This window comes from Methanobacterium sp. (assembly GCA_016222945.1).
Taxonomy (GTDB): domain Archaea; phylum Methanobacteriota; class Methanobacteria; order Methanobacteriales; family Methanobacteriaceae; genus Methanobacterium_D.
This window is the reverse complement of record JACRPY010000004.1, coordinates 114,280-137,117: the sequence shown is the minus strand read 5'-3', so window position 1 is coordinate 137,117 and position 22,838 is coordinate 114,280. Positions and strand designations below refer to the sequence as shown.

24 protein-coding genes and 1 tRNA gene are annotated in these 22,838 nt (G+C 31.7%); 5 read left to right on the top strand and 20 right to left on the bottom strand.

Annotation, left to right across the window (positions count from 1 at the left end; all coding sequences use genetic code 11):
• Positions 1–11 precede the first annotated feature (11 nt).
• A complete protein-coding gene (locus HZC47_06615; GenBank protein MBI5680543.1) occupies positions 12–1,871 on the bottom strand; it encodes a 4Fe-4S binding protein in 1,860 nt (619 codons plus the stop codon).
• A 6-nt stretch (positions 1,872–1,877) separates the two neighbouring features.
• Positions 1,878–2,540 (bottom strand): tributyrin esterase, encoded by a 663-nt coding sequence (locus HZC47_06610; GenBank protein MBI5680542.1) that lies wholly within the window; start codon positions 2,538–2,540, stop codon positions 1,878–1,880.
• A 163-nt stretch (positions 2,541–2,703) separates the two neighbouring features.
• Between HZC47_06610 and HZC47_06605 the strand changes: the two genes are divergently transcribed.
• Entirely contained in the window at positions 2,704–3,252 is a 549-nt protein-coding gene (locus tag HZC47_06605; protein MBI5680541.1) for an ArsR family transcriptional regulator, read from the top strand.
• Between the two features lie 53 nt (positions 3,253–3,305).
• Here the strand turns inward: HZC47_06605 and HZC47_06600 are convergent, their stop codons facing one another.
• Positions 3,306–3,503, bottom strand: a complete 198-nt coding sequence (locus HZC47_06600) for a hypothetical protein (protein MBI5680540.1) — start codon at positions 3,501–3,503, stop codon at positions 3,306–3,308.
• Positions 3,504–3,901: 398 nt separating this feature from the next.
• Here HZC47_06600 and HZC47_06595 point away from each other — a divergent pair, with 398 nt between their 5' ends.
• Positions 3,902–4,327 carry a hypothetical protein gene (locus HZC47_06595; protein MBI5680539.1) on the top strand — a complete coding sequence of 142 codons (426 nt, stop codon included), beginning with the start codon at positions 3,902–3,904 and terminating at the stop codon, positions 4,325–4,327.
• Here HZC47_06595 and HZC47_06590 read toward each other — a convergent pair whose 3' ends face one another.
• The 4 genes from HZC47_06590 to HZC47_06575 form a co-directional block, all read right to left on the bottom strand.
• Positions 4,328–7,789, bottom strand: a complete 3,462-nt coding sequence (locus tag HZC47_06590; protein ID MBI5680538.1) for a PAS domain S-box protein — start codon at positions 7,787–7,789, stop codon at positions 4,328–4,330.
• Positions 7,790–8,151: 362 nt separating this feature from the next.
• Complete coding sequence (locus tag HZC47_06585; protein MBI5680537.1) at positions 8,152–8,403, bottom strand: hypothetical protein; 252 nt, start codon at positions 8,401–8,403, stop codon at positions 8,152–8,154.
• Positions 8,404–8,406: 3 nt separating this feature from the next.
• Positions 8,407–9,003, bottom strand: coding sequence for a DUF2953 domain-containing protein (locus tag HZC47_06580; GenBank protein MBI5680536.1), 597 nt, complete (start codon positions 9,001–9,003; stop codon positions 8,407–8,409).
• Positions 9,004–9,052: 49 nt separating this feature from the next.
• Complete coding sequence (locus tag HZC47_06575; GenBank protein ID MBI5680535.1) at positions 9,053–9,469, bottom strand: sporulation protein; 417 nt, start codon at positions 9,467–9,469, stop codon at positions 9,053–9,055.
• A 360-nt stretch (positions 9,470–9,829) separates the two neighbouring features.
• On the opposite strand from HZC47_06575, the gene HZC47_06570 reads away from it, so the two are divergent.
• Both HZC47_06570 and HZC47_06565 read left to right on the top strand, forming a co-directional pair.
• Positions 9,830–9,902 (top strand) — tRNA-Phe (locus tag HZC47_06570).
• Between the two features lie 123 nt (positions 9,903–10,025).
• Positions 10,026–10,226 (top strand): hypothetical protein, encoded by a 201-nt coding sequence (locus HZC47_06565; protein ID MBI5680534.1) that lies wholly within the window; start codon positions 10,026–10,028, stop codon positions 10,224–10,226.
• A 142-nt stretch (positions 10,227–10,368) separates the two neighbouring features.
• Here HZC47_06565 and HZC47_06560 read toward each other — a convergent pair whose 3' ends face one another.
• The 11 genes from HZC47_06560 to HZC47_06510 all read right to left on the bottom strand — a co-directional run bounded on the left by HZC47_06560 (position 10,369) and on the right by HZC47_06510 (position 20,596).
• Entirely contained in the window at positions 10,369–11,256 is an 888-nt protein-coding gene (locus HZC47_06560) for a hypothetical protein (GenBank protein MBI5680533.1), read from the bottom strand.
• A gap of 7 nt (positions 11,257–11,263) precedes the next feature.
• Positions 11,264–11,938, bottom strand: coding sequence for a hypothetical protein (locus HZC47_06555; GenBank protein ID MBI5680532.1), 675 nt, complete (start codon positions 11,936–11,938; stop codon positions 11,264–11,266).
• A 30-nt stretch (positions 11,939–11,968) separates the two neighbouring features.
• Entirely contained in the window at positions 11,969–12,712 is a 744-nt protein-coding gene (locus HZC47_06550; protein MBI5680531.1) for a hypothetical protein, read from the bottom strand.
• Between the two features lie 121 nt (positions 12,713–12,833).
• Complete coding sequence (locus tag HZC47_06545; protein ID MBI5680530.1) at positions 12,834–13,580, bottom strand: hypothetical protein; 747 nt, start codon at positions 13,578–13,580, stop codon at positions 12,834–12,836.
• A 90-nt stretch (positions 13,581–13,670) separates the two neighbouring features.
• Positions 13,671–14,540: a hypothetical protein gene (locus HZC47_06540; protein MBI5680529.1), complete on the bottom strand. Its 870-nt coding sequence runs from the start codon at positions 14,538–14,540 to the stop codon at positions 13,671–13,673.
• A 189-nt stretch (positions 14,541–14,729) separates the two neighbouring features.
• Entirely contained in the window at positions 14,730–16,004 is a 1,275-nt protein-coding gene (locus HZC47_06535) for a tRNA (N(6)-L-threonylcarbamoyladenosine(37)-C(2))-methylthiotransferase (GenBank protein MBI5680528.1), read from the bottom strand.
• Between the two features lie 136 nt (positions 16,005–16,140).
• Positions 16,141–16,797, bottom strand: coding sequence for a protein-L-isoaspartate O-methyltransferase (locus tag HZC47_06530; GenBank protein MBI5680527.1), 657 nt, complete (start codon positions 16,795–16,797; stop codon positions 16,141–16,143).
• 31 nt (positions 16,798–16,828) lie between these two features.
• Complete coding sequence (locus HZC47_06525; GenBank protein ID MBI5680526.1) at positions 16,829–17,449, bottom strand: hypothetical protein; 621 nt, start codon at positions 17,447–17,449, stop codon at positions 16,829–16,831.
• A 117-nt stretch (positions 17,450–17,566) separates the two neighbouring features.
• A complete protein-coding gene (locus tag HZC47_06520) occupies positions 17,567–18,055 on the bottom strand; it encodes a 3-isopropylmalate dehydratase small subunit (GenBank protein MBI5680525.1) in 489 nt (162 codons plus the stop codon).
• A gap of 21 nt (positions 18,056–18,076) precedes the next feature.
• A complete protein-coding gene (locus HZC47_06515; protein ID MBI5680524.1) occupies positions 18,077–19,063 on the bottom strand; it encodes a hypothetical protein in 987 nt (328 codons plus the stop codon).
• 12 nt (positions 19,064–19,075) lie between these two features.
• Positions 19,076–20,596: a radical SAM protein gene (locus HZC47_06510; protein MBI5680523.1), complete on the bottom strand. Its 1,521-nt coding sequence runs from the start codon at positions 20,594–20,596 to the stop codon at positions 19,076–19,078.
• A 76-nt stretch (positions 20,597–20,672) separates the two neighbouring features.
• Here HZC47_06510 and HZC47_06505 point away from each other — a divergent pair, with 76 nt between their 5' ends.
• A complete protein-coding gene (locus HZC47_06505) occupies positions 20,673–21,191 on the top strand; it encodes a CDP-2,3-bis-(O-geranylgeranyl)-sn-glycerol synthase (GenBank protein MBI5680522.1) in 519 nt (172 codons plus the stop codon).
• 95 nt (positions 21,192–21,286) lie between these two features.
• Here HZC47_06505 and HZC47_06500 read toward each other — a convergent pair whose 3' ends face one another.
• Together HZC47_06500 and HZC47_06495 are read right to left on the bottom strand one after the other, a co-directional pair.
• On the bottom strand, positions 21,287–21,976 hold the full coding sequence (locus HZC47_06500; GenBank protein MBI5680521.1) for a hypothetical protein: 690 nt from the start codon (positions 21,974–21,976) through the stop codon (positions 21,287–21,289).
• 77 nt (positions 21,977–22,053) lie between these two features.
• Positions 22,054–22,734, bottom strand: a complete 681-nt coding sequence (locus HZC47_06495) for a hypothetical protein (protein MBI5680520.1) — start codon at positions 22,732–22,734, stop codon at positions 22,054–22,056.
• Positions 22,735–22,838 lie beyond the last annotated feature (104 nt).

Genomic DNA, 22,838 nt, shown 5'->3' with positions numbered 1-22,838 from the left:
AATAATTTATTTTATTTACCTATAAGCCTAAGTCCTGTTATTGCTTCGGTGTTAGTGTCAAGCGCCCTTAAATCTTCTGGCGAGAAGTTACGTATATCATTGTGTCCAGCAAGTTGTGCAAGCATCTTAGTTTCTTCCGTCATGGACTTGATATAATTTCCAACCCTTTCAGCAGCTATGTCTACATTACATCTTTCTCTTAAAACTGGATCTTGAGTAGCAACACCTACTGGACATTTACCTGTGTAGCACATACGACAGGCACGACATCCTGCTGCTATCATTGCTCCCGTACCTATGTATGCCGCATCAGCACCCATAGCCATAGCTTTAGCCACATCTGCACCGCTTCTTATTCCTCCAGTAATTATAAGGTCTACTTTATCCTTCATTCCGATTTCTTCTAGACCATTTACCGCCTGAACAAGTGAAGCAAGTGTTGGGACTCCTGTATGTTCTATAACTACTTCAGGAGCTGCTCCGGTTCCACCTTCCATTCCGTCAACTGAAATTATGTCCGCCCCTACTTCTGCAGCGATTTTGACATCTTCATCAACTCTTCCAGGCCCTAACTTAACTATTATTGGAACACGCCAGTTAGTTACTTCTCTTATTAGTTCAATGTGCTTGGCTAAGTCTCCCTCCTTGGTTGCATCTAAGAATCTACAGGGGCTTAATGCATCAGTACCAATAGGTATACCTCTTATTTGAGCTACTTCAGGGCTGACTTTCTCTGCAAGAAGGTGTCCTCCCATACCTGGTTTCGCTCCCTGTCCTATTTTTACTTCAATAGCATCTCCAGCGTTTAAATAATCAGCTGAAACTCCAAATCTACCTGATGAATATTGTACAACCAATTTATCTGCTTCTTCTCTCTCTTCAGGAAGCATTCCACCTTCACCTGTGTTTGCAGCTGATCCCACAAGTGATGTACCTTTAGCAAATGCTACTTTACATTCCTTACTTAATGCACCAAATGACATTCCTGCAATTAAAACAGGAGTATCTAAAACCAGTGGTTCTTTCGCATACCGAGTTCCAAGAGTAACTCCTGTGTTACATGCCTCCCTATATTTATCTACAGGAGCAACTGAAGCTTGAGCAGGTAAAATTATAATATCATCAAAACTTGGAAGGCGTCTTTCTGTTCCAAAACCTCTAAGCACATATTTTCCGGCTTTTGATGTGTATCTTATATCTGCAATGGTCCTTGGATCCCAGATACTTCCTGCACCACTAGGTATTAACACAGGACATGCAGCAAAACATGAACCGCACATTATACATCTTGATTTATCTATTTCTGCATGATTATCCACTATTTCAATTGCATCTGTTGGACAGACAATTTCACATGTTCCACAAAATACACAAAGCCCCTGTGTGGCATTTGCAAGGTCTGAAGCCGCACGAGGAGCTAATGATGATTCAGCTGATGATCCGTTCATTTCAAATCCCTGCTGGATTCCTGTAGCTATATCTTTTACATCTACTGCTTTTAAGCATTTAGGTTCGCATACATCAACACATGCAAGCTTTCCTCCATTGGATTCAGCACATTGTTGCTCACATTTTAGCATTATGTCCTCAGTATAAGTTATACTTCCAATAGGGCACATTAAGACACATAATCTGCAGCCTATACATAGATCATCATTGATTTTTACAACACCATTTTCACGGTAGATTGCATCTCTGAAGCATCCTTTAATACATGATGGATTAATGCACTGCTGACAGACAGTTGCCTGGTATCCCTTGGTCATTTTATGTAAAAATAATCCGCTATCGCCATTAACTTTACTGCAAGCATCTATACACTCGTTACATCCATCACAATCTTCTGGATTTGTTAAAAGAATTTGTTTCATTTTTCATCACCCGTAGAATGGTCTTAATTTGTTAGGTTCTATTTTAGTAAAATCATTAATATCTGCTTCTATTTTATACATATCAAATATTTTTTTGAGTTTTTGCTTATCTTCGGCGCCCATTTCGCGAATTTCAGCGTTAGTTCCTATTTTATAGGCCCCTCCAACATAAATGGTACCACCAATCATCCAATCTCCAGTATCAATACCAGTGTTACCTGTAACAATAATATCTCCGCTTAACATGTAAAGACCCGCTAAATTCCCAATATCTCCATCAATAACAATTAATCCTCCTTTATTTAACTGTGCTATTCCATTACCTGCATTTCCATGAACAACAACAGTTCCTTCGTAAATTCCAAAACCCACACCATCTTCTGCTGAACCATTAACAACGATTTCTCCGGCAGTCATATTGTTACCCACATATCTTCCAGCATTGCCTTCGATTTCTATTGTTGCACCATCATTTAATGCTCCTACAAAATCACCGACATCTCCTTTTAAAGTTATTTTTATTCCATCTTTAAGTCCAACCGCTATAGAATTCAGTTTTGTAGGTACTTCTATCTCTAAATGATGGTTTTCGTTAGTTATTTCATTTTTAATTCCAGTATTCACCTGACGTGTAGACAATTCTTCATTTGATATTACTGCATCAGCCATTAATTTGTCCTCCAATTATTCATTTTTATTTTAAGATAAATTTCTTGCCTAAATAAACTTTTTTATCTATGCAACATTCATAGTTGAACGATCAATACTTAAGTGAGACTATAATAAATATGATCTAAATAATGAAATTAGTAATTATTTAACGGTGAAAAGAATGAGAACCCTAATTACCAACCTAAAAGGCCAATGCTTGTTCAATGCATCAATGGAAACCCAAGCTGAAGGTGTTATTATACTAAGTGGAAAACATCATAGAAAAACAGAGCTAGATAAATTCATTAAGGGTGGAGAAATTATAATAGAGACAGAAGATCCGATAGAAATATGTAAAAGAATATCAGAAATTATAAAGGGTGCTAAAAAACATGGCGAAATCTTTATTGCTTATGGCGGAGAGAGTTTAGGTTCTTTACTTAATTTTGTTGCAAATAAAGAAAGTGTAAATGCTATTTTCAGCTGTTATAATGATAAAATCATAAGAATTCCTGTTTTAAAATTAGATATATCAAATACAAGACAAAAAATTCTGGAATTTTTATCTTATGAAGATTTAAGTGCAGCTGAAATTGGAAAAAATGCAGATATATCTCGTGCAATGGTATATAAACATTTAGCAGGACTCATGGATATGGGATTGGTAGAAAAATCACGATTTTTTGAAAAATATGCTATAACACGGGCTGGAAGGCTGGTTATCATATAACGGATAGATAAATTCAACTTAGTCATTAAAAACACTATTTTGATATAATAATTCTATTCCATAGGATATTCAATCCTTAATTTATATCCAGCTTTATCACTTAATAGAACAGTTCCAGGAATAAACTGATTTTCGTATTCTTCAACGATTTTTGACATGTTACTTCGGTTTTCATATTTATTTTCAATCAAACCCTTTTTTACAAGGATCATATATCGCATTTTTACAATTTCATCCTTTAGTTTTTCCATCATATCATCCCATTTATTAAAATATGTCCATAATTTTTGTGCATTATCTAATTATAATAATAAATTGTCAATACAAGTATATAAACATTTTCAATATTATTGCCAAAAATGATTGATTAATTGTAAATATCCCAAATATATATGAACAATGTTCAGTAATATTAAATATAATCAAATAATATATAACTTTTTAATAAAAATATACCAGATTTTTATAAATTATCATTATGTTATCAAAAAGAAATATTTTCCATATATTGTTCTATAATAATCGAAAAAAAAGAAATTATTAACAGTAAAATCTAAATATTTATATACAATGTTTATAAAATAAAACTATGTGATAAAAATAAATTTCTTCAAAGTAAAAAATATATAAAAAGGGCAAGGGATGTTAAATGGTTGCATATATTAACAATAATAAAACAGAAGCTATTCCAAGAAATGTAGTTACATCCATTGTAAATAAACTCCAAAAAGAAGGTTATTGTGTAAAAACAAACTTTAAACCTCATCAAAATAGAAGTTCAAACAGAATACCTACAAAATATAGAAGTTATGCTCCAAATATATTTGCATTTAAGGAAATAAACAAGATTGTTCTTATTGAATTTGAAAACAGTGCTAATATTCTATCTTCTAGAAATGAACAGAAATGGAAAATTTTATCTTCAAAACCAGGTTTGGATTTCCATATTATAGTCCCCCACAATTGCGTGGAAAAAGCTCAGATTAAAAGCAGAATAAAAAATATTCCTGTTAAAATCCATTGTATTAACACCTGGCCTGATACACTTGAATTTAATAGGAAATTATCAAAATGATTATTTATTTTTATATTCTTTAAATAACACGGTGAATTTACTTCCATTTTCTTTATCAAGATTAATTTCACCATCTATTTGACTAACTAAGCTATTTACTAACTGTAAACCTAATGAATCTGTGTTTTTAAAATCAATATTTTCAGGGAAACCTACTCCATTATCAGCTACAGAAAGCATGAAATTGTCTCCTTGAAGTTTAAAATCAACTTCAATCTCTCCTTTCATCTTATCCGGGAATGCATGCTTCATAGAATTTGATACAAGCTCATTAACTATTAAACCAAGAGGAACTGACGTATTTATATCTAGCATTATATTTTCAACGTCCATAATAAGTTTTATAAGACTAGCATCTGGCACATATGTCCTGAAAAGATCTGTTGTCAATGTTCTAATATACTCTCCAAAGTCTATCCGTTTTAAATCCGTTGACCGATATAAACGTTCATGAATAAGAGCCATAGACTTTGCACGGCTTTGGCTTTCCTTGAAAATGCCAAGAGCTTCTTTATCTTTTATATATTGAGATTGGAGGTTTAAAAGACTGGAAATAACCATTAAATTATTTTTTACTCGATGATGGATTTCCTTTAAAAGCATTTCTTTTTCTTTGAGTGATAGTTTAAGTTCATTTTCCACCTCTTTTATGGTGGTTATATCATCTGCCACAGTTAAAATTCCTTCATGATCTTCCAATTTGAACTTTTTGGCATAGACTTTTAAAATATGTGTTTTACCTTCTTTATCAATCATTTTGGTTTCAAATGGATCAACTTCTTTTCCACTCATTAAATCAACTATTAATTGATTGTAAAATGAAACATCGTCTTTATAGGTTGTATCCAATTCCATAAATGGCATTCCAATAATTTCATCTTTTTTAAATCCAGTTAACTCCTGTACAGTATTATTTATATCTAAAACCATACCTTCTGCAGATAATAAAACAATATATTCTGGAGATATTTCAAATAAAGTCCTATATCTATTTTCACTGGCAATTATTACTTTTTCAGCTTCTTTTCTATCAGTAATGTCACGGGAGATCGCAAGCGCAACTGTTTTTTCTTTAAATTTAAAAAGGTGATTATTAACTTCTACCGGGATTTTTCTTCCATCTTTAGTTAAATGAACCATCTCATATTCTGCATATCCTTTTTTTCTAAGTTTTTCAGCATTTTGGGGCATTTCTGCAAGTTTTTCAGGAGCAACTATGTCCTTTGGAGTCATATTTAAAAATTCATCCTTTGTATAATCTAACCTCTCGCATCCTGCATCGTTTATTTCAATAAATTTACCAGGTGAACCATCCTTTTCCATATAATTTAAGCTGATCATATCATTTGCACTGTTAAATAGCTCACGAAACTTCTCTTCACTTTCTTTTAATGCATCTTCAGCTTTTTTATTCTCTGATATATCACGAATTGTTTCAATAGCACCAATAATGTTCCATTTACCATCATAAAGTGGGGAAGCTTTTCCAAATAGATAAGCACCTTTTCCATCAAACAGATTATTTACAAAGATTTCAGTATATAAAGTATCTTCTTTTCTTTTTATGTAATCATATTTGAGTTCTACTTCTGTTGCATCTGAAAAAATTAGATCAATCAGAATTGGTCTTCTATAACCATAGAAAGGTAATGAATACTCATAATTACCTTTACCCATAATTTTATCCTTAGAAACACCAGTCATATCTTCAATTGCTTTATTCCATGCAATTACTTTTTTATCATTATCGATTACAAATGTAGCATCTGGTAAAAACTCAATTATATCTAAAAGCTTTTGATGCTCAATTCTTGTTTGGTCTTCTGCTTTTTTTCTTTCACTTATATCTCTAGCTACAGATAATGCCACCTTTTTACCTTTAAAGGTGAATATATGAGAATTTATTTCAACAGGAACTTCATGACCATCTTTAGTTATATAAGTCCTCTCAAATGTTACCTTACCCTCATTTAAAAGAGTATTTACTTTATCTCGAGTAACTTCTCCTTTTTTACCAATATCTGCTGGAGTCATTTGAAGAAACTCATCAAGACTGTAACCTAAAGTCTTCAAAGCCACATCATTGACCTCAATATAATTACCAGCCCTACCATCTTTCTCCAACTCAATTAAAGTAATAATATCATTTACTTCATTAAATACTTCCCTGAACCTTTCCTCACTATCTTTTAGGGCACTTTCCATTTCTATTCTATCAGAAATATCATGGAATATCACTACTGCGCCTTGAATTTCTCCCGATTCAATAATTGGTGTGGTAATATACTCTACAGGGAAACTGGATCCATCTTTTCTCCAGAACAGTTCATTTGTTACCATTTTACTCTCGCCTTTTAAAAGGCTTAAATTATGTACTGTACATTCTTCTAAAGGAAATGGAGTTCCATCTGATTTTGTGTGATGCATTAAATCATGCGAATTTTTTCCAATAGCTTCATCCAAAGAGAATCCTGTGGTTTTTTCTGCAAATGAATTGAAAAATGTAATAATACCCGTTTTATCAACACCATATATTCCCTCACCAACAGAGTCTAAAACAAGTTTATTTTGATAGCTAATCTTTTTAAATGATTCTTCTGCATGTTTACGATCAGTAATGTCCCTGGCCAAAACTAAAAATAATTTTTGCCCTTCAATTTCCACAGGAGATACAATAATTTCCACATTTATCTCTTTACCGGACTTATTGTAGAAAATAAATTCAGCAGGACCCATAGAAATTCCTTGAACACTTTTTTCCAGCATTTTAGCTGCTCTGGATAATTCTTCACCAGCTAATAATTTCAATTCGAGTAAATTTTTTCCAATTAATTCTTCCTTAGAAAATCCAGTAAGTTTTTCTGCAGCTTTATTTCCATCAACAAAATTGCCTTTAATATCATTGAGATAATATGCATCAGGAGCATATTCAAATAGTATTTCAAAACGTTTTTTAGAGCTTTTTAATTCTTCTTCTGCTTTTTTTCTTTCACTTATATCTCTAGCTACAGAAAGAGCCATTTTTTTACCTTTAAAAGTGAAAATATGAGAATTTACTTCAACAGGAATTTCATGACCATCTTTAGTTATATAAGTCCTTTCAAATGTTACCTTACCCTCATTTAAAAGAGTATTTACTTTATCTCGAGTAAATTCGCCTTTCTTACCAATATCTGCTGGAGTCATTTGAAGAAATTCATCAAGACTGTAACCTAAAGTCTTCAAAGCCACATCATTGACCTCTACATAATTGCCCGCCTGACCGTCTTCCTTTAATTCAATTAATGTAATAATATCATTAACTTGATTAAATACTCCTCGGAATTTTTCTTCACTATCAGAAAGTGTTTTTTCTGTTTTTGCAATTCTTTCACTTAAATAAGCAACTACAGTTCCTATAATCATGAACATTACTACTCTGATGTAATCCTCATTTAAGGAAACTTGCCCTCCCCCTGACATAAAATGACTAAAAATCAGAATTACTGCTAAAAAAGCAGGGATAATCAAACCTCGATATTTCCACCAGACTGTAGCTAAAATAATGGGAATATAGAAAAAATGAGTAAAAATAATGCTTGTTTTAAGTATAAAATGAAAATAATATGTTAATAAACAACAAATTACTAAAAGAAATATCATTAATATGATTTCATAAAAATTTCTTTCTGATCGAATATTGAAATCCATTATTAGCCTTCTTGTTAGCTCATAACTACTAATACAATTTAAAAATCATTACTATTATGATTATATTAAAAATAATATTAATATTTAACTAAATTTAATTCATTGAGTACATTCAAAATAAACTCAAAGAAATATCAATATTCAGTTATTAATTCCGCAATATCTTCAAAATCAATTTCATCATCAGTTAAAGAAATAACACGTTTTTTTGAGTCTTCTTCAACAACAAAAGCAACAGGAACTATTTCTAACCCTTTAATATCATTTTCATTAATTTTTACAATTGAAATTTGAATTACAGGATAAAATATTCTGTCATGAGTTTTGATAGCTTTACCTAATACTCTGCTTCTTTCAATCTTTTGAAAAATTCCATTTTCTCCCATTATTTAACTCCTCATCTCATTAAGAGATTTAATAAGTTGTCTTACCGGTTTTTTGGTATAAGCCCTCACAACTTCAAAAACAATTCTTAAAAGTCTTATTTTTATTTCAATTTCAATATGTCCATCAAATCGCGGTTTTATAAAATCAGTTTCTAAAAAAAAGTGTGCTTTTGGGATAATATTTACCATTGGAGCGAATGCATACAAATAACCACTTATTATTGCCGTATGGAAAGGATCCCCTGTTCCCATAATTAAATTTAAATTAAGTTTTTCAAAAGAAGTTGATTTTAAAAATGCACTTAAAACACGTTTTATATGAGGCCATGCTTCTATAAAAAGTGAAAAGAGTTTAGGAATACTTTTGATATCAAACTTAGTTTTTTCTTCTGTTTTCTTCTTAGATTTTCTCTTTTCTTTGCCCTTTTTTTTAGGAGGTATCTTCCTTTGAATCAATTTAAGTTTAAGCCATTTTAATTTTACAGTTCCATGAATCTTAAAGCCATTGTTATATAGATTTAGATGTATATGGAAGGGAGCCACCAAAATACAAAGTACAATTAACAAAAAAATAAGAATTATGGTGGTCACTATGAGCAATTAGATCCACTCTGAATTTTTTCAAATATTCCTGTAATTAATCAATTAACTATTTTACTTTTTTTGTTTCTTCTGGCTCTTTTTCTTCCCTCAGATCTTTAACTGTTTCTTTACCTTCTTTCATTAGATCAATTACTGCAGGCATTACTTCAGCTACAGCCCTTCCAATCGGATTTGGCGGAGTTAAGTGCATTATTCTGACTCCTTCTGGACCTTTTACTCCTTTAAATACTGCTACCATGGCTATTGGCTCCATACCTGCACCCCCTCCAGCAGCACTTCCTTGACCTCCGCCTTGATTTGCCGGCCCCTGGCCTTCACCACTTCCAGCTCCAAATGCCATTCCAAATTTTGTAATAGGAATGAGAAGTTTGTCCTCAGTTTCTATTGTCTCACCTATTACATTTTCAGTAGCTAAGACCTTCAAAAGCTCACTTACTGTTGTTTTTATCGGTTCTGTATCCATATTGAAACCTCCTAAGTGCATTCTATCCACTTAATAAGTTATTTTGATACTATATAAAATTTATGACACAATTTTTAGTTGAATTATCGCCAAACATACTCCAAATATCTCTAAAATGAGCAAAAATTACCTAATATCTATTTTAAATTTATTAATTATCAATTTTAAATTAATATACATTTTAGTGCTAAAAATTTATAAATTAAAGTACATGGCACAATTTATACAAATTAAACTCCAATACTTAAAAATCAGAAACATTTCTGTTATTTTAGTATTTTTCAAAAAAAATTAAGCTAGGGGTATGATACCTCCCTGACACGGAGGTGATCACGAGTTCGAATCTCGTCCGGCCCATTTGCCGTGGTAGTTCAGTTGGGAGAACGCCAGACTGAAGATCTGGATGTCGCTGGTTCAAGTCCGGCCCACGGCACTTACTTTTCTAGAATAACTCTTTTTTAAATCAATTAATTATATTTTCCCCAAAAATAACTGTTTTTAAGCTATGATAAAAAGATTTATTACATGAATGGTAATATTATTTTGGAGAAAAATCATGGCGAAAAAAAATTTCTGTCCTCAATGTAAATCCAATAGAATAAAATATGAACAAATTTATGAAGGCAGTGGTACATGGAAATGTAAGAACTGTGGATATGAAGGTTCTATAATTCTAGAAGATGGTAACATTGAAAAAAACATTAGAGAAGCTCGAAAAATGGATAAATTGAGTAAAAAGATTTCTTGGAGAAGATAAGTTAAATATTTTCAAATTCCAACGTTTTGATTATCTTTACGAACAATTTTTTAAAAAGATTTTTTTAAATTCATAAGTTGATTTTGTAGCGTTTCAAACATTTTTCACAAATAAATACAGTAATAACTGACTTAAATTTTAATTAGCCAATGTGATGAGTGTATTTACTCCAAATAGTAAGTCCCATTCCCACTATCATAATAAGGAAAAACATGAAAATCAAAGGATAATAACCTAGGTATAAGGTTTCTCTGTCCTCTGAATTCAGTAAATCGATGCGTTCCTCCATTAGAGAATTCTTGAAAAATAAATAGCTTAAATATGACGAAAATGCAAGAGAAGAAATGTAGGCCATTATAAAACCTCCCCTATTATATACAGCAGGTTCAAATAAATCATAGATAAATTCTTTATTTAATAGGAGTGTTAACAAATATAATGCAGTTAAACCAAAAATGATGCCCGTAAATATAAATATTTTTTGAAAATAACTGTTTCGAAGTTTATCTTCTATATTATTAAGAAAAAAGTAGGTTAGACTCATAATAAAGAAAATTCCTGAAATTAAATAGAAAATCCAGTTAGAATAACATGTTCCAAAAAAAAGAGGAACTATAGCAAACGTTAGCGTAATGAAACCTGAGTTAGTAACAAAATTTTCAGAAAAGAAGTTATGCCTGTTTATCTCATATTGTTGGTGCTTATATTCTCTTTCACTTTTTTTCCATGCACCATACATATTTAATTCCTGATTTAATTCTTCTTTATGTGATACTGGGTTTTTTCGGTGATAAATATCAAAATTAACATAATCATACATAGTTTCATAATATTTTAATTTTCCACCGCATTGACATACTTCAAAACCCTCGGAAACTCCGTTTCCGGGGTCCCAAAATCGAAGCTTGCAAAAACTTTGTTTTTGCTGCATCAAAATCGAAGATTTTGATAGGTTTTGATGATCATCAGGAGATTCTCCTTTTTGAAGCTCGTAACATCCACTGCATTTTTCACAGATTAAATAAGGCATTTTATCACTATTTTATGTTGTTTATCCTTTTAAGTTCAGCTACTGCCTGTTCCATCTTATCCAGAGCGCTTCTCCTTAATGAAACTGATGTATCATAAGCCACAGGATCGTGATTCTTAATTGCATCAATTAATGTTGCTGTGGCTGCAGAATCATCTTTTAGGGATGAAACTACAAGATTTCGATGCTTTTTATATTGTAAAGGAACTTTAATAGTTTCTAAATCATGTACTAAAACATCTGTCTTTTGCTTATCGATATTTAGGCGCTGCACTACTTCATCTTCAGAAATTTGATACGAAGCATAATCTTTTTGGTTTTGAAGTATATCCTTCAATATTTCTGTAGATTCACTAATTTTTTCATTATGATAATCTAAATAACCCTGTGCAGTAGACGTATCTGGGTAAATTTTACCTAAAACCCCTAATGTAGATGAAACTACTAAAAATAATCCCAAAAGAATAAGTACAATTTTACCATTTCTATTTTGTTTATTCCAAAAACCCGAAATCTTTTCTTTTATTTTATTTTCTGATTCGTTAGAATCATAAGATTTCCCATATAAATAATTGGCATATCTTAGTTTTCCGCCGCACTGGCATGAATCAAATTCATCAGGAGACTCCCCTTCCTTTAATTCATAATATCCTCCACATTTATCACAGATAATATAACTCATAAAATCACTTTTAAATTAAACTGAAAAGTTCTAATCAACAAATTTATTCCTTAAAAATATCCCTATTGCTCCACCAACTGCCGTTAATGCCCCATATACAACAATTCCTACAAATATGGATAGAATTCCTCCAAAAATCCCTAAAATGACTGAAAAAATTAGACCTACTAAAAATCCGTTTATTAATCCATCAACATAATCTCTACTTTTACTTATGTAAGCTGCTAAACCACCAGAAATTATTGCTAAAAATAATCCCAGTAGAATAAGGGCCATAAATGCAAATATAAATTCAGAATAGTCAGGATATCCATAAGAACTGCTACTAAAAGAAGAAAACACTAAAATGAACGCAGATAGAAATACGCTAATAATGAAAAATCCAACCCCTGCCAGAACTCCTAACCAGTTTATCCTTTCAAATATATCAGCAGATTCTTTATAAACAGTAACGTCCTTTTTATCTTTCTTAGAAGCATTTCTAGATAATTTTTCTAACTCTTTCGATTCATCAAAATTAATATTACTTATTGCTTTACCATTTTTTACTGCAATTAATTTTCCACCACATTTAGAACAATATATACCATCAAAGTTTTCTTCAAGACAATTTGAACAGAGGAGTTTAGGTTTATCTTCTTTTTCGCTTTCTTGATGTATTCCATCCATATATTCTAAGTTACCACCACATTGACATAGATCAAAATCATGAGGAGATTCCCCTTCCTCTAATTCGTAGTAACCACCGCATTTTTCACATACTACATAAGACATATAATCACGATTTAATATTCTTTTAAAATAATAATGTTATTTACTATTAGAAAAAAATAAAAAGATTTATTTTTAATGAAAATCAATAATAAGACTTCATTAATAGATCTATTTTTAAAATTTAGATTAGTGAAGTGTGTCGCCTCACATAAGTAGCAGCTACTCCTCCAAAAGCCGTTAAGGCCCCGTAAATTACTATGTCTCCCACTAATCCTATTAATCCCATTATAATTCCTGCATTTTCATAGCCTAATATTCCTGCAAAGAATGTTATGAAGACTAAAGCCAGCGTTCCAGCAAAAAGCCCTATAAAAGCTCCTACAAGGCCTCCGTTTATTACTCCAGATATGTAATCATCAGTTTTTATTGTAGTTACAGCTATAAATCCAGATAATATCATTATACTAACAGATACTAATAGAGATCCACTAAAAAATGCAAATATGGCTGATTCATTTGAATTTTGAGTTGCCAGTCTTAATAGTCCTCCAAAAATGAATATATTGCTCAGTATTTGGGTAACTATAAAAAATATAACGCCTGATGCAATTCCCCAAAATTCTACTCGGTCATAAAGACCTTTTTGTCCACCTTGCTCTAAAACATGAGTATAATCATGTCTTCCACGTGAATAATGATTTGATCCTCTTCTTAGGATAGTGCCACATTTAGAACATATCACTGCCCTCTTTTCATGTGATAATCCACATACATGACATTGGATTTGTTTTTTCCCTTTAAAAGTCTGTCTTTTAAAATCTACATAATTTAAGTTTCCGCCACACTGACAACTTTCAAAATCTTCCAGTGATTCCCCTTCTTCCAGTTCATAGTGTCCGCCGCATCTATCGCATCCAATAATCGACATATTTTACGCACTGCTCCCTAATTTTTGTAAATAATATTTTCTGATTTTTATTAAAGAGAATATAACTAATTAAATAATTTAAGCTGTTTTTTATTCATTTTTTCTGATAAAATTCCCTATAATTCCTCCAATAATTGCTGTTCCACCGTAAAATAGCAATATTAAGATTAATCTAATCGATGTTAAGTCACTGCCAGGAACATTGGTTATTGAATATCTTAATGCTATGAATGTTACTATAATTGGAGTTAAAATGCAAAGTCCTGCTAAAACCATCACGTCAAAGAATATATCTGAAATTTCTCTATTATTTGCAAAAAATGATGTTATTATACCTGCAATAAGCGCAGACGCTACTGTTAATTGGAATCCATCATTTCCAAAAAGGATGTATGCTGACACTGCTGAAAATAAATAAAATAGATATCCCGCTATGATGTTAATTTTAGTTTTTAATAAATTTATAAAGCTGTTTTCATGGCCGCTTGCTATATCTTGAATTAAAATAACAGGATTCCATGAATGGATTATACCTGGACCTCCATTTTCATGACGATCAAATGAAGAATGTACTTCTTCCCTAAAATAATTACCATTAGTATTCACTCTAAGTCGGTCCCTAATAAACCAGTCTTTTGGATCGGTACTGGTTACTTTCCTGCCTCCAAAAAGTGTTTTTGGTGATTTAGCTTCTATTTTGTGGAATAAGAAATTCTCATTGTATCTTGTGCTTTCTTTTTTATCCAATATATTTCCACAATATGGGCAAAATACTCCTTCATCAGATTCCCTACCACATCCTGGACATTTAATTGTGCTTTTATTCTTATTTAACAATTCATGGGCGGATTCTGCATAGCTCAAGGATCCTCCACATTGACATTGTTCAAATTCATCTAATGATTCGTTTTCCTGTAGTTTATAATATCCACCACAACTTTCACAGATAATGTACGGCATAACATCACTAATTCTGATAGTATTTACATATATTATTACTTTTACTATTAGAAAAAAATCAAAAAGTTTATATTAACCCTTTAAGAAAAAGTAGTAAGTTATATCATTTAATTGACATTAAGTCCCCTCTTTTAAAGACAAGAGATAATTGATAAAAAAAGAGTAAATTAAGAATATTTATAAATTAAATTACAAAATAGAGCCTTTTAAGTATGTAGAAGTGGCTTTTTCTATTTTAACATTTACAAAACTACCAATTCGAGCATTTTCAACTATTACTGGCTTGTAAAAGTTTGTTCTTCCAATATAACCGCCTTTACTACCTTTTCCAGTAATTAATATCTCATAAATTTTGCTAATTTCACTCAAATTATTTTCATACAATATTTTTGATTTTAAATCATTTAACGCTTTAGAACGCTTTTTCATCACATCATAAGAGATTTCAGGTAGTGTTGATGATATTGTCATTGGCCTGTGCCTGTATTTTGAAATATGGATAAAATTTGGTTTAATATCATTTATTAGATTTAATGTATCTTCAAATGATTCATCAGTTTCTGTAGGATAACCCACTATAACATCAGTGGCTATGGAAATTTCAGGAATTTCTTTTTTGAATTTAGAAATTATATCTTTGAATTCATTTACAGTGTGTTCACGGTTCATATCATTTAATACCTGGTCATTACCACTTTGAATAGGGATGTGTAAAAATTTATAAACGTTTTTATGTTTAAAAGCATCTATTAATTCTTCTAAATGGCCAATCATGCTTTTTGGGTGCATCATCCCTATTCTTAATCTGAAATCACCTGAAATAGATGTAATTTTGTTTATTAATTCAGCTAATGTTTCCCCTGTATCTTTTCCATAAGCAGCGGTATCCTGGGCTGTAAGTTGGATTTCAACACACCCCTCATTTATTGCTTCTTCAATTTCATTTTTTATTGTATTTGAAAAGTAGCTTTGTAATTTTCCCCGTGCAAACCTCGTACAGCAGTAGGTACATCTACCATTGCACCCTTCACATATTTGCGATATATGTACCATTTGATCGAAACGTGTTTTTGGGAGGCCTGCTTTTATATCATTTCCATGACCAGTGATCCTTGCACTTTCCCCTTCAAAACATGATTCTACAACATCCACAGTTGATTTAATTTGACGTGGTCCAATCCATCCTGCAGTTGGTGCAGCCTTCTCCAACTTATCTTGATCAATCTCCACCATGCATCCTGAAATAATAAGTTTTTTGTTTGGAAACTGTTCTTGAACCTTTTTTATCCTGTTTAGAACTTTTTGTTCAGTGGGATGTTTAACATAGCATGTGTTTACTATTATTATATCTGCATTCTCTGGTTTCTCCACTATTTGGGCATTTTTTTCTTGTAATAGTCCTGCCATTATCTGTGAATCTCCCTGGTTAAATGTGCAGCCAAATGTTTCTATGTAAACCTTCATTTTATCTAAATCCTTAATTTAAAATGTTATTTTAATGTTAAATTAATTAAATGAGTTATATATCATAAAATTAGTTTTATATAAAAATATTATATCTAAAATTAATTTATAAATAAGATTTATTTAAATTATAAACCTATTTTTCTGGCCAGCCATGTTTACCAATCATTGGAACAAATGCAACACTGCCCTTATTTTTCTCTTTATATCTATTCTCTGACTCCCTAACAATACAAACAAGTTCTTGAAAGTATGCTTGTGTTCCTACAGGAATTAAGAGTATTCCACCAATTTTAAGTTGCTCTTTTAATGGTTCTGGTACCGATGGTGCACTTGCAGTCCCATATATCCTATCAAAGGGAGCTTTTTCTTTATATCCTTTAGTTCCATCTCCTAAAATTACTGTTACTCTATCAGCATAGCCTGTTCTTTCAAGATTTTCTTTTGCAGTTTTTGCAAGTGAACTGATACGTTCTATGCTATAAACATGTCCATTTGGCCCTAAAATCTCTGCAACCACTGCTGCATTGTATCCATAACCTGTTCCAATTTCTAAAACTTCCATTTTCTCTTCAAGTTTTAGCTGTTCGCAAATTATTGCCACCATATGGGGTGCTGAAATTGTTTGGCCTTCACCTATTGGTAACGGCTGATCTACATAAGCATAAGACCTGTTTGAGGCTGGTAAAAACTCTTCTCTTGGAACTGATATCATAGCTTTCATTACTTTCTCTGTTTTTATATAACCATAATCTGAAAGTGTTTGAACAAGCTTTTTTCTTTTTTCCATTATATTATTTTAGAACTTAAATTATAATTATATCTTACTCTTCCTTCTCAGGGCTTTGTACTATTTTAGAGCTTAAATCATAATTATATCTTACTCCACTTTCTAATGGTTTTCCATAAACTCTTTTAGTTACCGATGCCCTTGCAAATCCTCTTCTAAGCTTTCTTTCAATTGTTTTTAATGAATTTATTTTTAAAAGAAGATTTCCAAGTTTAATTACATCTCCAATGTTAAATTCAAAGTCTCTGTCTACATCAACCTTTTTTGAGAGAACTCTTCCCCCAAAATCCACTGAAATCCCGACTCTTGCCGGAATATCAAGTGAGGAGGCCCATATTGTCTCTATATCAGATACTAAACTTCTATAGATTCTTGATCCTCTTTTTGTTTCAACTGATGTAATTACCACTTCTTTCCCTTCAATTTCCAGTATATCATCAACCTGGAGTTCTTCGTCGGGATAGAGCTTTATAAAATCTTTTTTAGAAGATTCAAATTCACTTATAACAATTCTGATTTCTATCGGTTTTTCTCGGGTTATAACTTCTCTGTAGATATTACCACATTCTTCACATTTCAAAAGAAGTTCTTTTGAATGTTTACCCTTTGATTTTAAAATTTCGTAGTTTTCACAACTACATTGTGGACATTTCATTTTATTTTCCCCTAAATAATTAATAAATTAATATAAATTCTAGTTTATTATGTATTCATCTTTTAACCTATTTAAATTAAAATTAATTTGATAAAATGCGTAATTTAGGCTAAAAAGTTATTTATCTTTTGATTTGAGATAATGGTTTACTAATCCTTCATCTTTTAAAATTTCAAGCATGAATTCTTTAAATGGTTGAATATTAACTGTTTTTTTTGAGTTTAAATTTCTAATTATGCCTTCTTCCAAGTCAATATTTAAAATATCATTATTATTGGATTCTATATCTGCAACAATAACAGGTAATCCTATATTTATTGCATTTCTGTAAAATATTCTGGCAAATGATTTTGCAACAATCGCAGAAACTCCTGCATGTTTTAAAGCTACTGGAGCTTGTTCTCTTGATGACCCGCATCCAAAATTCCAGTCAGCTACTATTATATCTCCTTTTTTAACATTTTTAGAAAAATTAGGGTCAATTCCTTCCATTACATGTGCTGCAAGGTCATCTAAACTGAAAGTTCTTAGATATCTTCCAGGAATTATGACATCAGTATCTATGTTGTCTCCGAATTTCCAAACTTTTCCTTGTATTTTTTCCATCATATAAATCATTAAATTAATTTATTTAAGTTTAACCCCATTATTTTGGGCTTTAGTGATAATTACTTTGCCACCAACGTCTTTCATAGTATTTTGGGCTGCTTTAGAAATGTTTTTTGTATTGTTATCTGTTATTGCATAAACTGTTGGTCCAAATGAACTCATACCTACTCCTGCTGCTCCTTCAGACCTCATATTTTCAATTATTTCATTAATTATGGGATCTTGAAAGTCTAATTCTATTTTTTTAAATCCAATGTCTTGAATTTTATTAACTGCCCAACCAAATGAATGGATATCTTTTTCAACAACTGCAGGCATCATTTTCATTAATAAAACATGGGATAATTTCTGTACTTCTTCTATAGGAATTGGACAGTGTTCTTGAAAAATATTTATTTCCTTTTGGCCAGATGCGCCTGCAGGAACATTAGGTATCGCCATGATAATATCCCACTCCTCAGGAAAGTTGTATTTTGCTATTAATGGTGCAGGTGATGCGTTTGAAGCTGATGAAGGTAAAAAATCTGGTTTTTCAGACAGATTATGGCCGCCATCTATTATGAATCCTCCATAATCAAATGCTCTAACTCCAATACCTGAAGTTCCACCTCTTCCCACAATTTTAGCTATTTGTGGAGCATTCATGTCCTTATCATGAAGTTTTAATATTAGTTTTGCTACAGCAAGAGATAGCTGAGTACCTGATCCAAGTCCTGAATGGGCAGGATATGTTTTTTTAACCTTGAATCTAAATCCAGAATCAATATTTAGAAATTCAGACATTTTAAGTGCTGAATTATTAATTTTATCCTTGTAATCATCCATTAATTTTTGGCTTAAATTAGATTCTTCAAATTTTATTTTAAAACCTTCATTTTCAGACTCAGCTTCAATAATTAACTGTGGTTTTTGAATGGTGAGCCCAACTCCGCCATCTACCCTGCCAATGGATCCATTAAGGTCTATTAAAGTTAAATGGAGCCTTGATGGAGTTTCAATAAGCAATTTAATGACCCATTATGTTTTGTTAGAAGATGGAACTGGATTTTTTTGGGAAATTTTTTCCTTTTTAAGAGGAACAGCAAATTTCTTCTCGATTTCTTCTCTGTAGAGGGCATTCATAGAACAGAATGGTATTATCCTGCCATCTGGAGTAGCATAATGTATTACACACCTTCTAACTCTATCCTGGTCAAAATTCCAAGGATCCATGAAGTGCATACATGCTATAAGCAAAGTACTGTGGTGGAAATCTCCAAGGGCGCTGTAAGACCTTTCTTTAAAGACAGAGGTTAATATATTTTTAATGTCCACAGATTCTGGTGCTTTTGACCTATCTATGGTCCTTGGAAGTTCAAGAGTTGCTCTTGCTACAGTTTTTGCTTTCCCTGTTATTCCTCCATCTTTTATATCTCCAGCAGTTTTAGAAAGGAGGTTAAAGAATCTTTCTACATCAACAAACTGTGTAATTGGAATGATTTCATCACCATCAACAAAAACATATGTTGCTGCACCACAGTGAGGGTGACAAGTAAATGTAACTTGTTTTTCGCCTTCTATGGCTTCAATAAACTCAGAAATTGGGAAAACAGATGATGCTGGATAAAAATCTTCCACTTTAATCTTAGATTCCATTTGTTTTTCAACTAATTTTTGGAAATCAGGGATAGTTATACGTTGTCCTTCTACTTCATCAGAAGGAGTTCTTCCTGCAAATGAAACTGGCTGGAAGTTCACTCCCCTTATTATATCAATGTTATCAACTGCAAATCTTATTATATCTCCAACTTGGCTATCATTTATCCCTTTAACAACTGTAGGGACAAGAACTATATTTAAGTCTACTTTCCTACAATTTTCAATGGCTTTAATCTTAGTTGGAAGCAGATTTTTTCCTCTTATTTTAATATATGGATCTTCATTAATTCCATCAAATTGAAGATAAATTGTGTTTAATCCTGCTTCTTTTAATTCACGGGCAAGTTCCGGGTTTCTAGCAAGTCTTAAACCATTTGTAGCTATTTGAGTATGGGAAAACCCTTCTTCCTTTGCTAATTTGATTAGATCAACAATATCTTTACGTACTGTAGGTTCTCCACCAGCATATTGAATTGCAGGCGCGGCTACAGGCTCATTAGAGCGTAAAGTTATAAGCATTTGCCTTATTTCTTCATAAGTAGGTTCATATAAACTTTTAGAAGCTGCGGCATTAGCAAAACAAATTGGGCATTTTAAATTACATCTGTTTGTTACATCAATAAGTCCAAGGATGGTTTGACTCTCATGATCAGGGCAGATACCACAATTTAATGGGCAATCATTTTTAGAAGATGTTTGAGGATTTTCTATCCCTTCTCCTTTAAAATCGGATTCAGATGCTTCTCTGTAAAGTTTATCACTGCCCCAATAAGTACTATCAAAATTACCGTGCTCTTTGCAATATTTTTTTATCATTATTTTATCTTTATTTTCGTAAACCTCAGCGTCTATAACTTCAAGACACTCAGGGCATAAACTTTTGGTTTTCTTTATAACCATCATCTCACCATATAGTTATTTATTAGTTTGATATATAACATGAATATTATCTTGTTTTTAATTAAGGAGGTTAACTATGGATACAAGTATTATCAGTGTTTTGAATATGTCAGCCTATGTAATATACTTTATGTTACCAGCATACATTGCTAACGCTGCAGCTTTGACATTTGGCGGCGGCAAACCATTAGATTTCAGTAGAAAATTCAGTGATGGACGTAGAATATTTGGTGATGGAGTAACATGGCGCGGTACCATTATTGGCGCCGGAATTGGAACATTAATTGGTCTAATTCAAGGATTAATATCTGGAAATATTTTACAAGGAATTTTATTAGGTTTTTGCTTAGGTGCCGGTGCATTAATAGGTGATGCCTGTGGAAGCTTTGTAAAAAGAAGGTTGAAGATTGAAAGAGGTAGACCTACGCCATTTTTAGATCAACTTGATTTTGTTATTGGTGCATTAGTATTCGCTTCAATTGTTGTAATTTTACCATTTTATATGATAATTTTAACATTTATAATTAGTATTATTTTACACCTTTCAGCAAACATAATATCATACTTACTTGGGATGAAAGAAGTATGGTATTAAAATCATCCATTTTCCCAAAAACGATCCATAAGAGTTTTAAATTTAATAAAACTAAAAATAAATTAAGAATGTTATATCTTTAATAACTAAAAATCTTAGGCAAGCTTATAACCTGTATCTATTAATTTATAGGTTATATCATAAGCTTCTTGGTACCCACTCCACTCCGGAATTTCATAAATAAATAAAGGAGTTCCTGATGCAGCTATTGGAGCATCGACCCTTGATATTGATTTGCTTTTAGCTTTCTTTTCAGGGTCTCTCTGGTAATATTTATACTCTGGACTAATTGCACGGAATTTTTCAGCCAATGCTAATGATTTAGCGTCCATTGTAGGAGTTGCAACATAATATCCATCTCCATAACCTTTTTTATGGTCATGACATATTATAACAAGGTCATAGCCAGATTTTGAAATATCTGGAGTAACATAATCTGTAACAAGTCCCTCTCCATTCAACCTTCCAAGCCTTACATAATCCAGATTTGCATTTACTGCTATTTTATAATGTACTATTTCAACTTTGTTGGATTGAGCATAATTTTTTATAGCGTCTGAAGTAACGTTCATCGAAACCTTTTCTCGAGGATGCATTCCAGTAATAATTGCTATTTTAAATTTAGTTTCAGATTGCGGGTTATAAACATCTTTTGTTACAGTTCCACGATTATCAGAGCCTAATGTTGAATGTTCAACAGACTTAGTAGAACTCAATGATCCAGCAGTGGCCATAATAATGATAACCGCTGATATGATTGCTATGACTATTGTTCTTTTTATCATTATTTTTCACTCGTTTAAAGATTATTCGTGTTATTAATGCTCAATTTGAGATCTATTGAAATTTTCATTTTATAATGTTATAATACCTTAAAAGAAGCATCTATCAAACTGTTAGATTTAAAAAATGCATCAAAGCTTCCGTACCATTCTGGAATTTCGTAAACAAATACAGGGGTTCCAGTAGATGTTATTGGATTGTCTACATTCATAATAGATGAGCTTTTCGGTTTTTCATCAGTAGCCCGTTGATAATAATTGAAATTTGGGAGAAGATTATGCACTGCTCCAGCTAATGACACCGATTTTGAATCCATACTTGGTGTTGCAATGTAATAACCAGTACCATATCCTTTTTCATGGTCATGACAGATTATAACAAGACTATAATCTGATTTTTGAATATCCGGAACTATATATTGAGCTACAAGCCCTTCACCATTACTTCTACTTGCTGTAAAGACCTCAGGCTGATTTGTAACTGATACCTGGTAATTTACAATTTCAATATTATGTGTAAGTGCATAATATTTTACAGATGATGGAACAACTGATTTTGATAAGTCTTCACGAGGGTGCATTCCAGTAATAACTGCTATTTTTTGTTTTGAAGCACCATAATGATTATATACTTCTTTAGTAATATATCCATTACTATTGTATCCTAAAGTCGTTTTTTCCCCAGAATTATAAAATATATATAATCCTATGGCTGCTAAAATTAACAGCAAAATAACCATTGTTGTTGCTTTTTTATTCATGAAATTACTTTTACTCCCTTAAATTTAATTAGAACTTGAATATTCTGATTTATATATTTTTATACTTTTCTCTTAAAAGAATTAGAATTAGTCCTAACTTATTA

What these genes read in the sequence shown, in the direction of transcription:
- HZC47_06615 (MBI5680543.1), bottom strand. Translation starts at nt 1,871, where the DNA reads ATGAAACAAATTCTTTTAACAAATCCAGAAGATTGTGATGGATGTAAC.
- HZC47_06610 (MBI5680542.1), bottom strand. Translation starts at nt 2,540, where the DNA reads ATGGCTGATGCAGTAATATCAAATGAAGAATTGTCTACACGTCAGGTG.
- HZC47_06605 (MBI5680541.1), top strand. Translation starts at nt 2,704, where the DNA reads ATGAGAACCCTAATTACCAACCTAAAAGGCCAATGCTTGTTCAATGCA.
- HZC47_06600 (MBI5680540.1), bottom strand. Translation starts at nt 3,503, where the DNA reads ATGGAAAAACTAAAGGATGAAATTGTAAAAATGCGATATATGATCCTT.
- HZC47_06595 (MBI5680539.1), top strand. Translation starts at nt 3,902, where the DNA reads ATGGTTGCATATATTAACAATAATAAAACAGAAGCTATTCCAAGAAAT.
- HZC47_06590 (MBI5680538.1), bottom strand. Translation starts at nt 7,789, where the DNA reads ATGTCAGGGGGAGGGCAAGTTTCCTTAAATGAGGATTACATCAGAGTA.
- HZC47_06585 (MBI5680537.1), bottom strand. Translation starts at nt 8,403, where the DNA reads ATGGGAGAAAATGGAATTTTTCAAAAGATTGAAAGAAGCAGAGTATTA.
- HZC47_06575 (MBI5680535.1), bottom strand. Translation starts at nt 9,469, where the DNA reads ATGGATACAGAACCGATAAAAACAACAGTAAGTGAGCTTTTGAAGGTC.
- HZC47_06565 (MBI5680534.1), top strand. Translation starts at nt 10,026, where the DNA reads ATGGCGAAAAAAAATTTCTGTCCTCAATGTAAATCCAATAGAATAAAA.
- HZC47_06560 (MBI5680533.1), bottom strand. Translation starts at nt 11,256, where the DNA reads ATGCCTTATTTAATCTGTGAAAAATGCAGTGGATGTTACGAGCTTCAA.
- HZC47_06555 (MBI5680532.1), bottom strand. Translation starts at nt 11,938, where the DNA reads ATGAGTTATATTATCTGTGATAAATGTGGAGGATATTATGAATTAAAG.
- HZC47_06550 (MBI5680531.1), bottom strand. Translation starts at nt 12,712, where the DNA reads ATGTCTTATGTAGTATGTGAAAAATGCGGTGGTTACTACGAATTAGAG.
- HZC47_06545 (MBI5680530.1), bottom strand. Translation starts at nt 13,580, where the DNA reads ATGTCGATTATTGGATGCGATAGATGCGGCGGACACTATGAACTGGAA.
- HZC47_06540 (MBI5680529.1), bottom strand. Translation starts at nt 14,540, where the DNA reads ATGCCGTACATTATCTGTGAAAGTTGTGGTGGATATTATAAACTACAG.
- HZC47_06535 (MBI5680528.1), bottom strand. Translation starts at nt 16,004, where the DNA reads ATGAAGGTTTACATAGAAACATTTGGCTGCACATTTAACCAGGGAGAT.
- HZC47_06525 (MBI5680526.1), bottom strand. Translation starts at nt 17,449, where the DNA reads ATGAAATGTCCACAATGTAGTTGTGAAAACTACGAAATTTTAAAATCA.
- HZC47_06520 (MBI5680525.1), bottom strand. Translation starts at nt 18,055, where the DNA reads ATGGAAAAAATACAAGGAAAAGTTTGGAAATTCGGAGACAACATAGAT.
- HZC47_06510 (MBI5680523.1), bottom strand. Translation starts at nt 20,596, where the DNA reads ATGGTTATAAAGAAAACCAAAAGTTTATGCCCTGAGTGTCTTGAAGTT.
- HZC47_06505 (MBI5680522.1), top strand. Translation starts at nt 20,673, where the DNA reads ATGGATACAAGTATTATCAGTGTTTTGAATATGTCAGCCTATGTAATA.
- HZC47_06500 (MBI5680521.1), bottom strand. Translation starts at nt 21,976, where the DNA reads ATGATAAAAAGAACAATAGTCATAGCAATCATATCAGCGGTTATCATT.
- HZC47_06495 (MBI5680520.1), bottom strand. Translation starts at nt 22,734, where the DNA reads ATGAATAAAAAAGCAACAACAATGGTTATTTTGCTGTTAATTTTAGCA.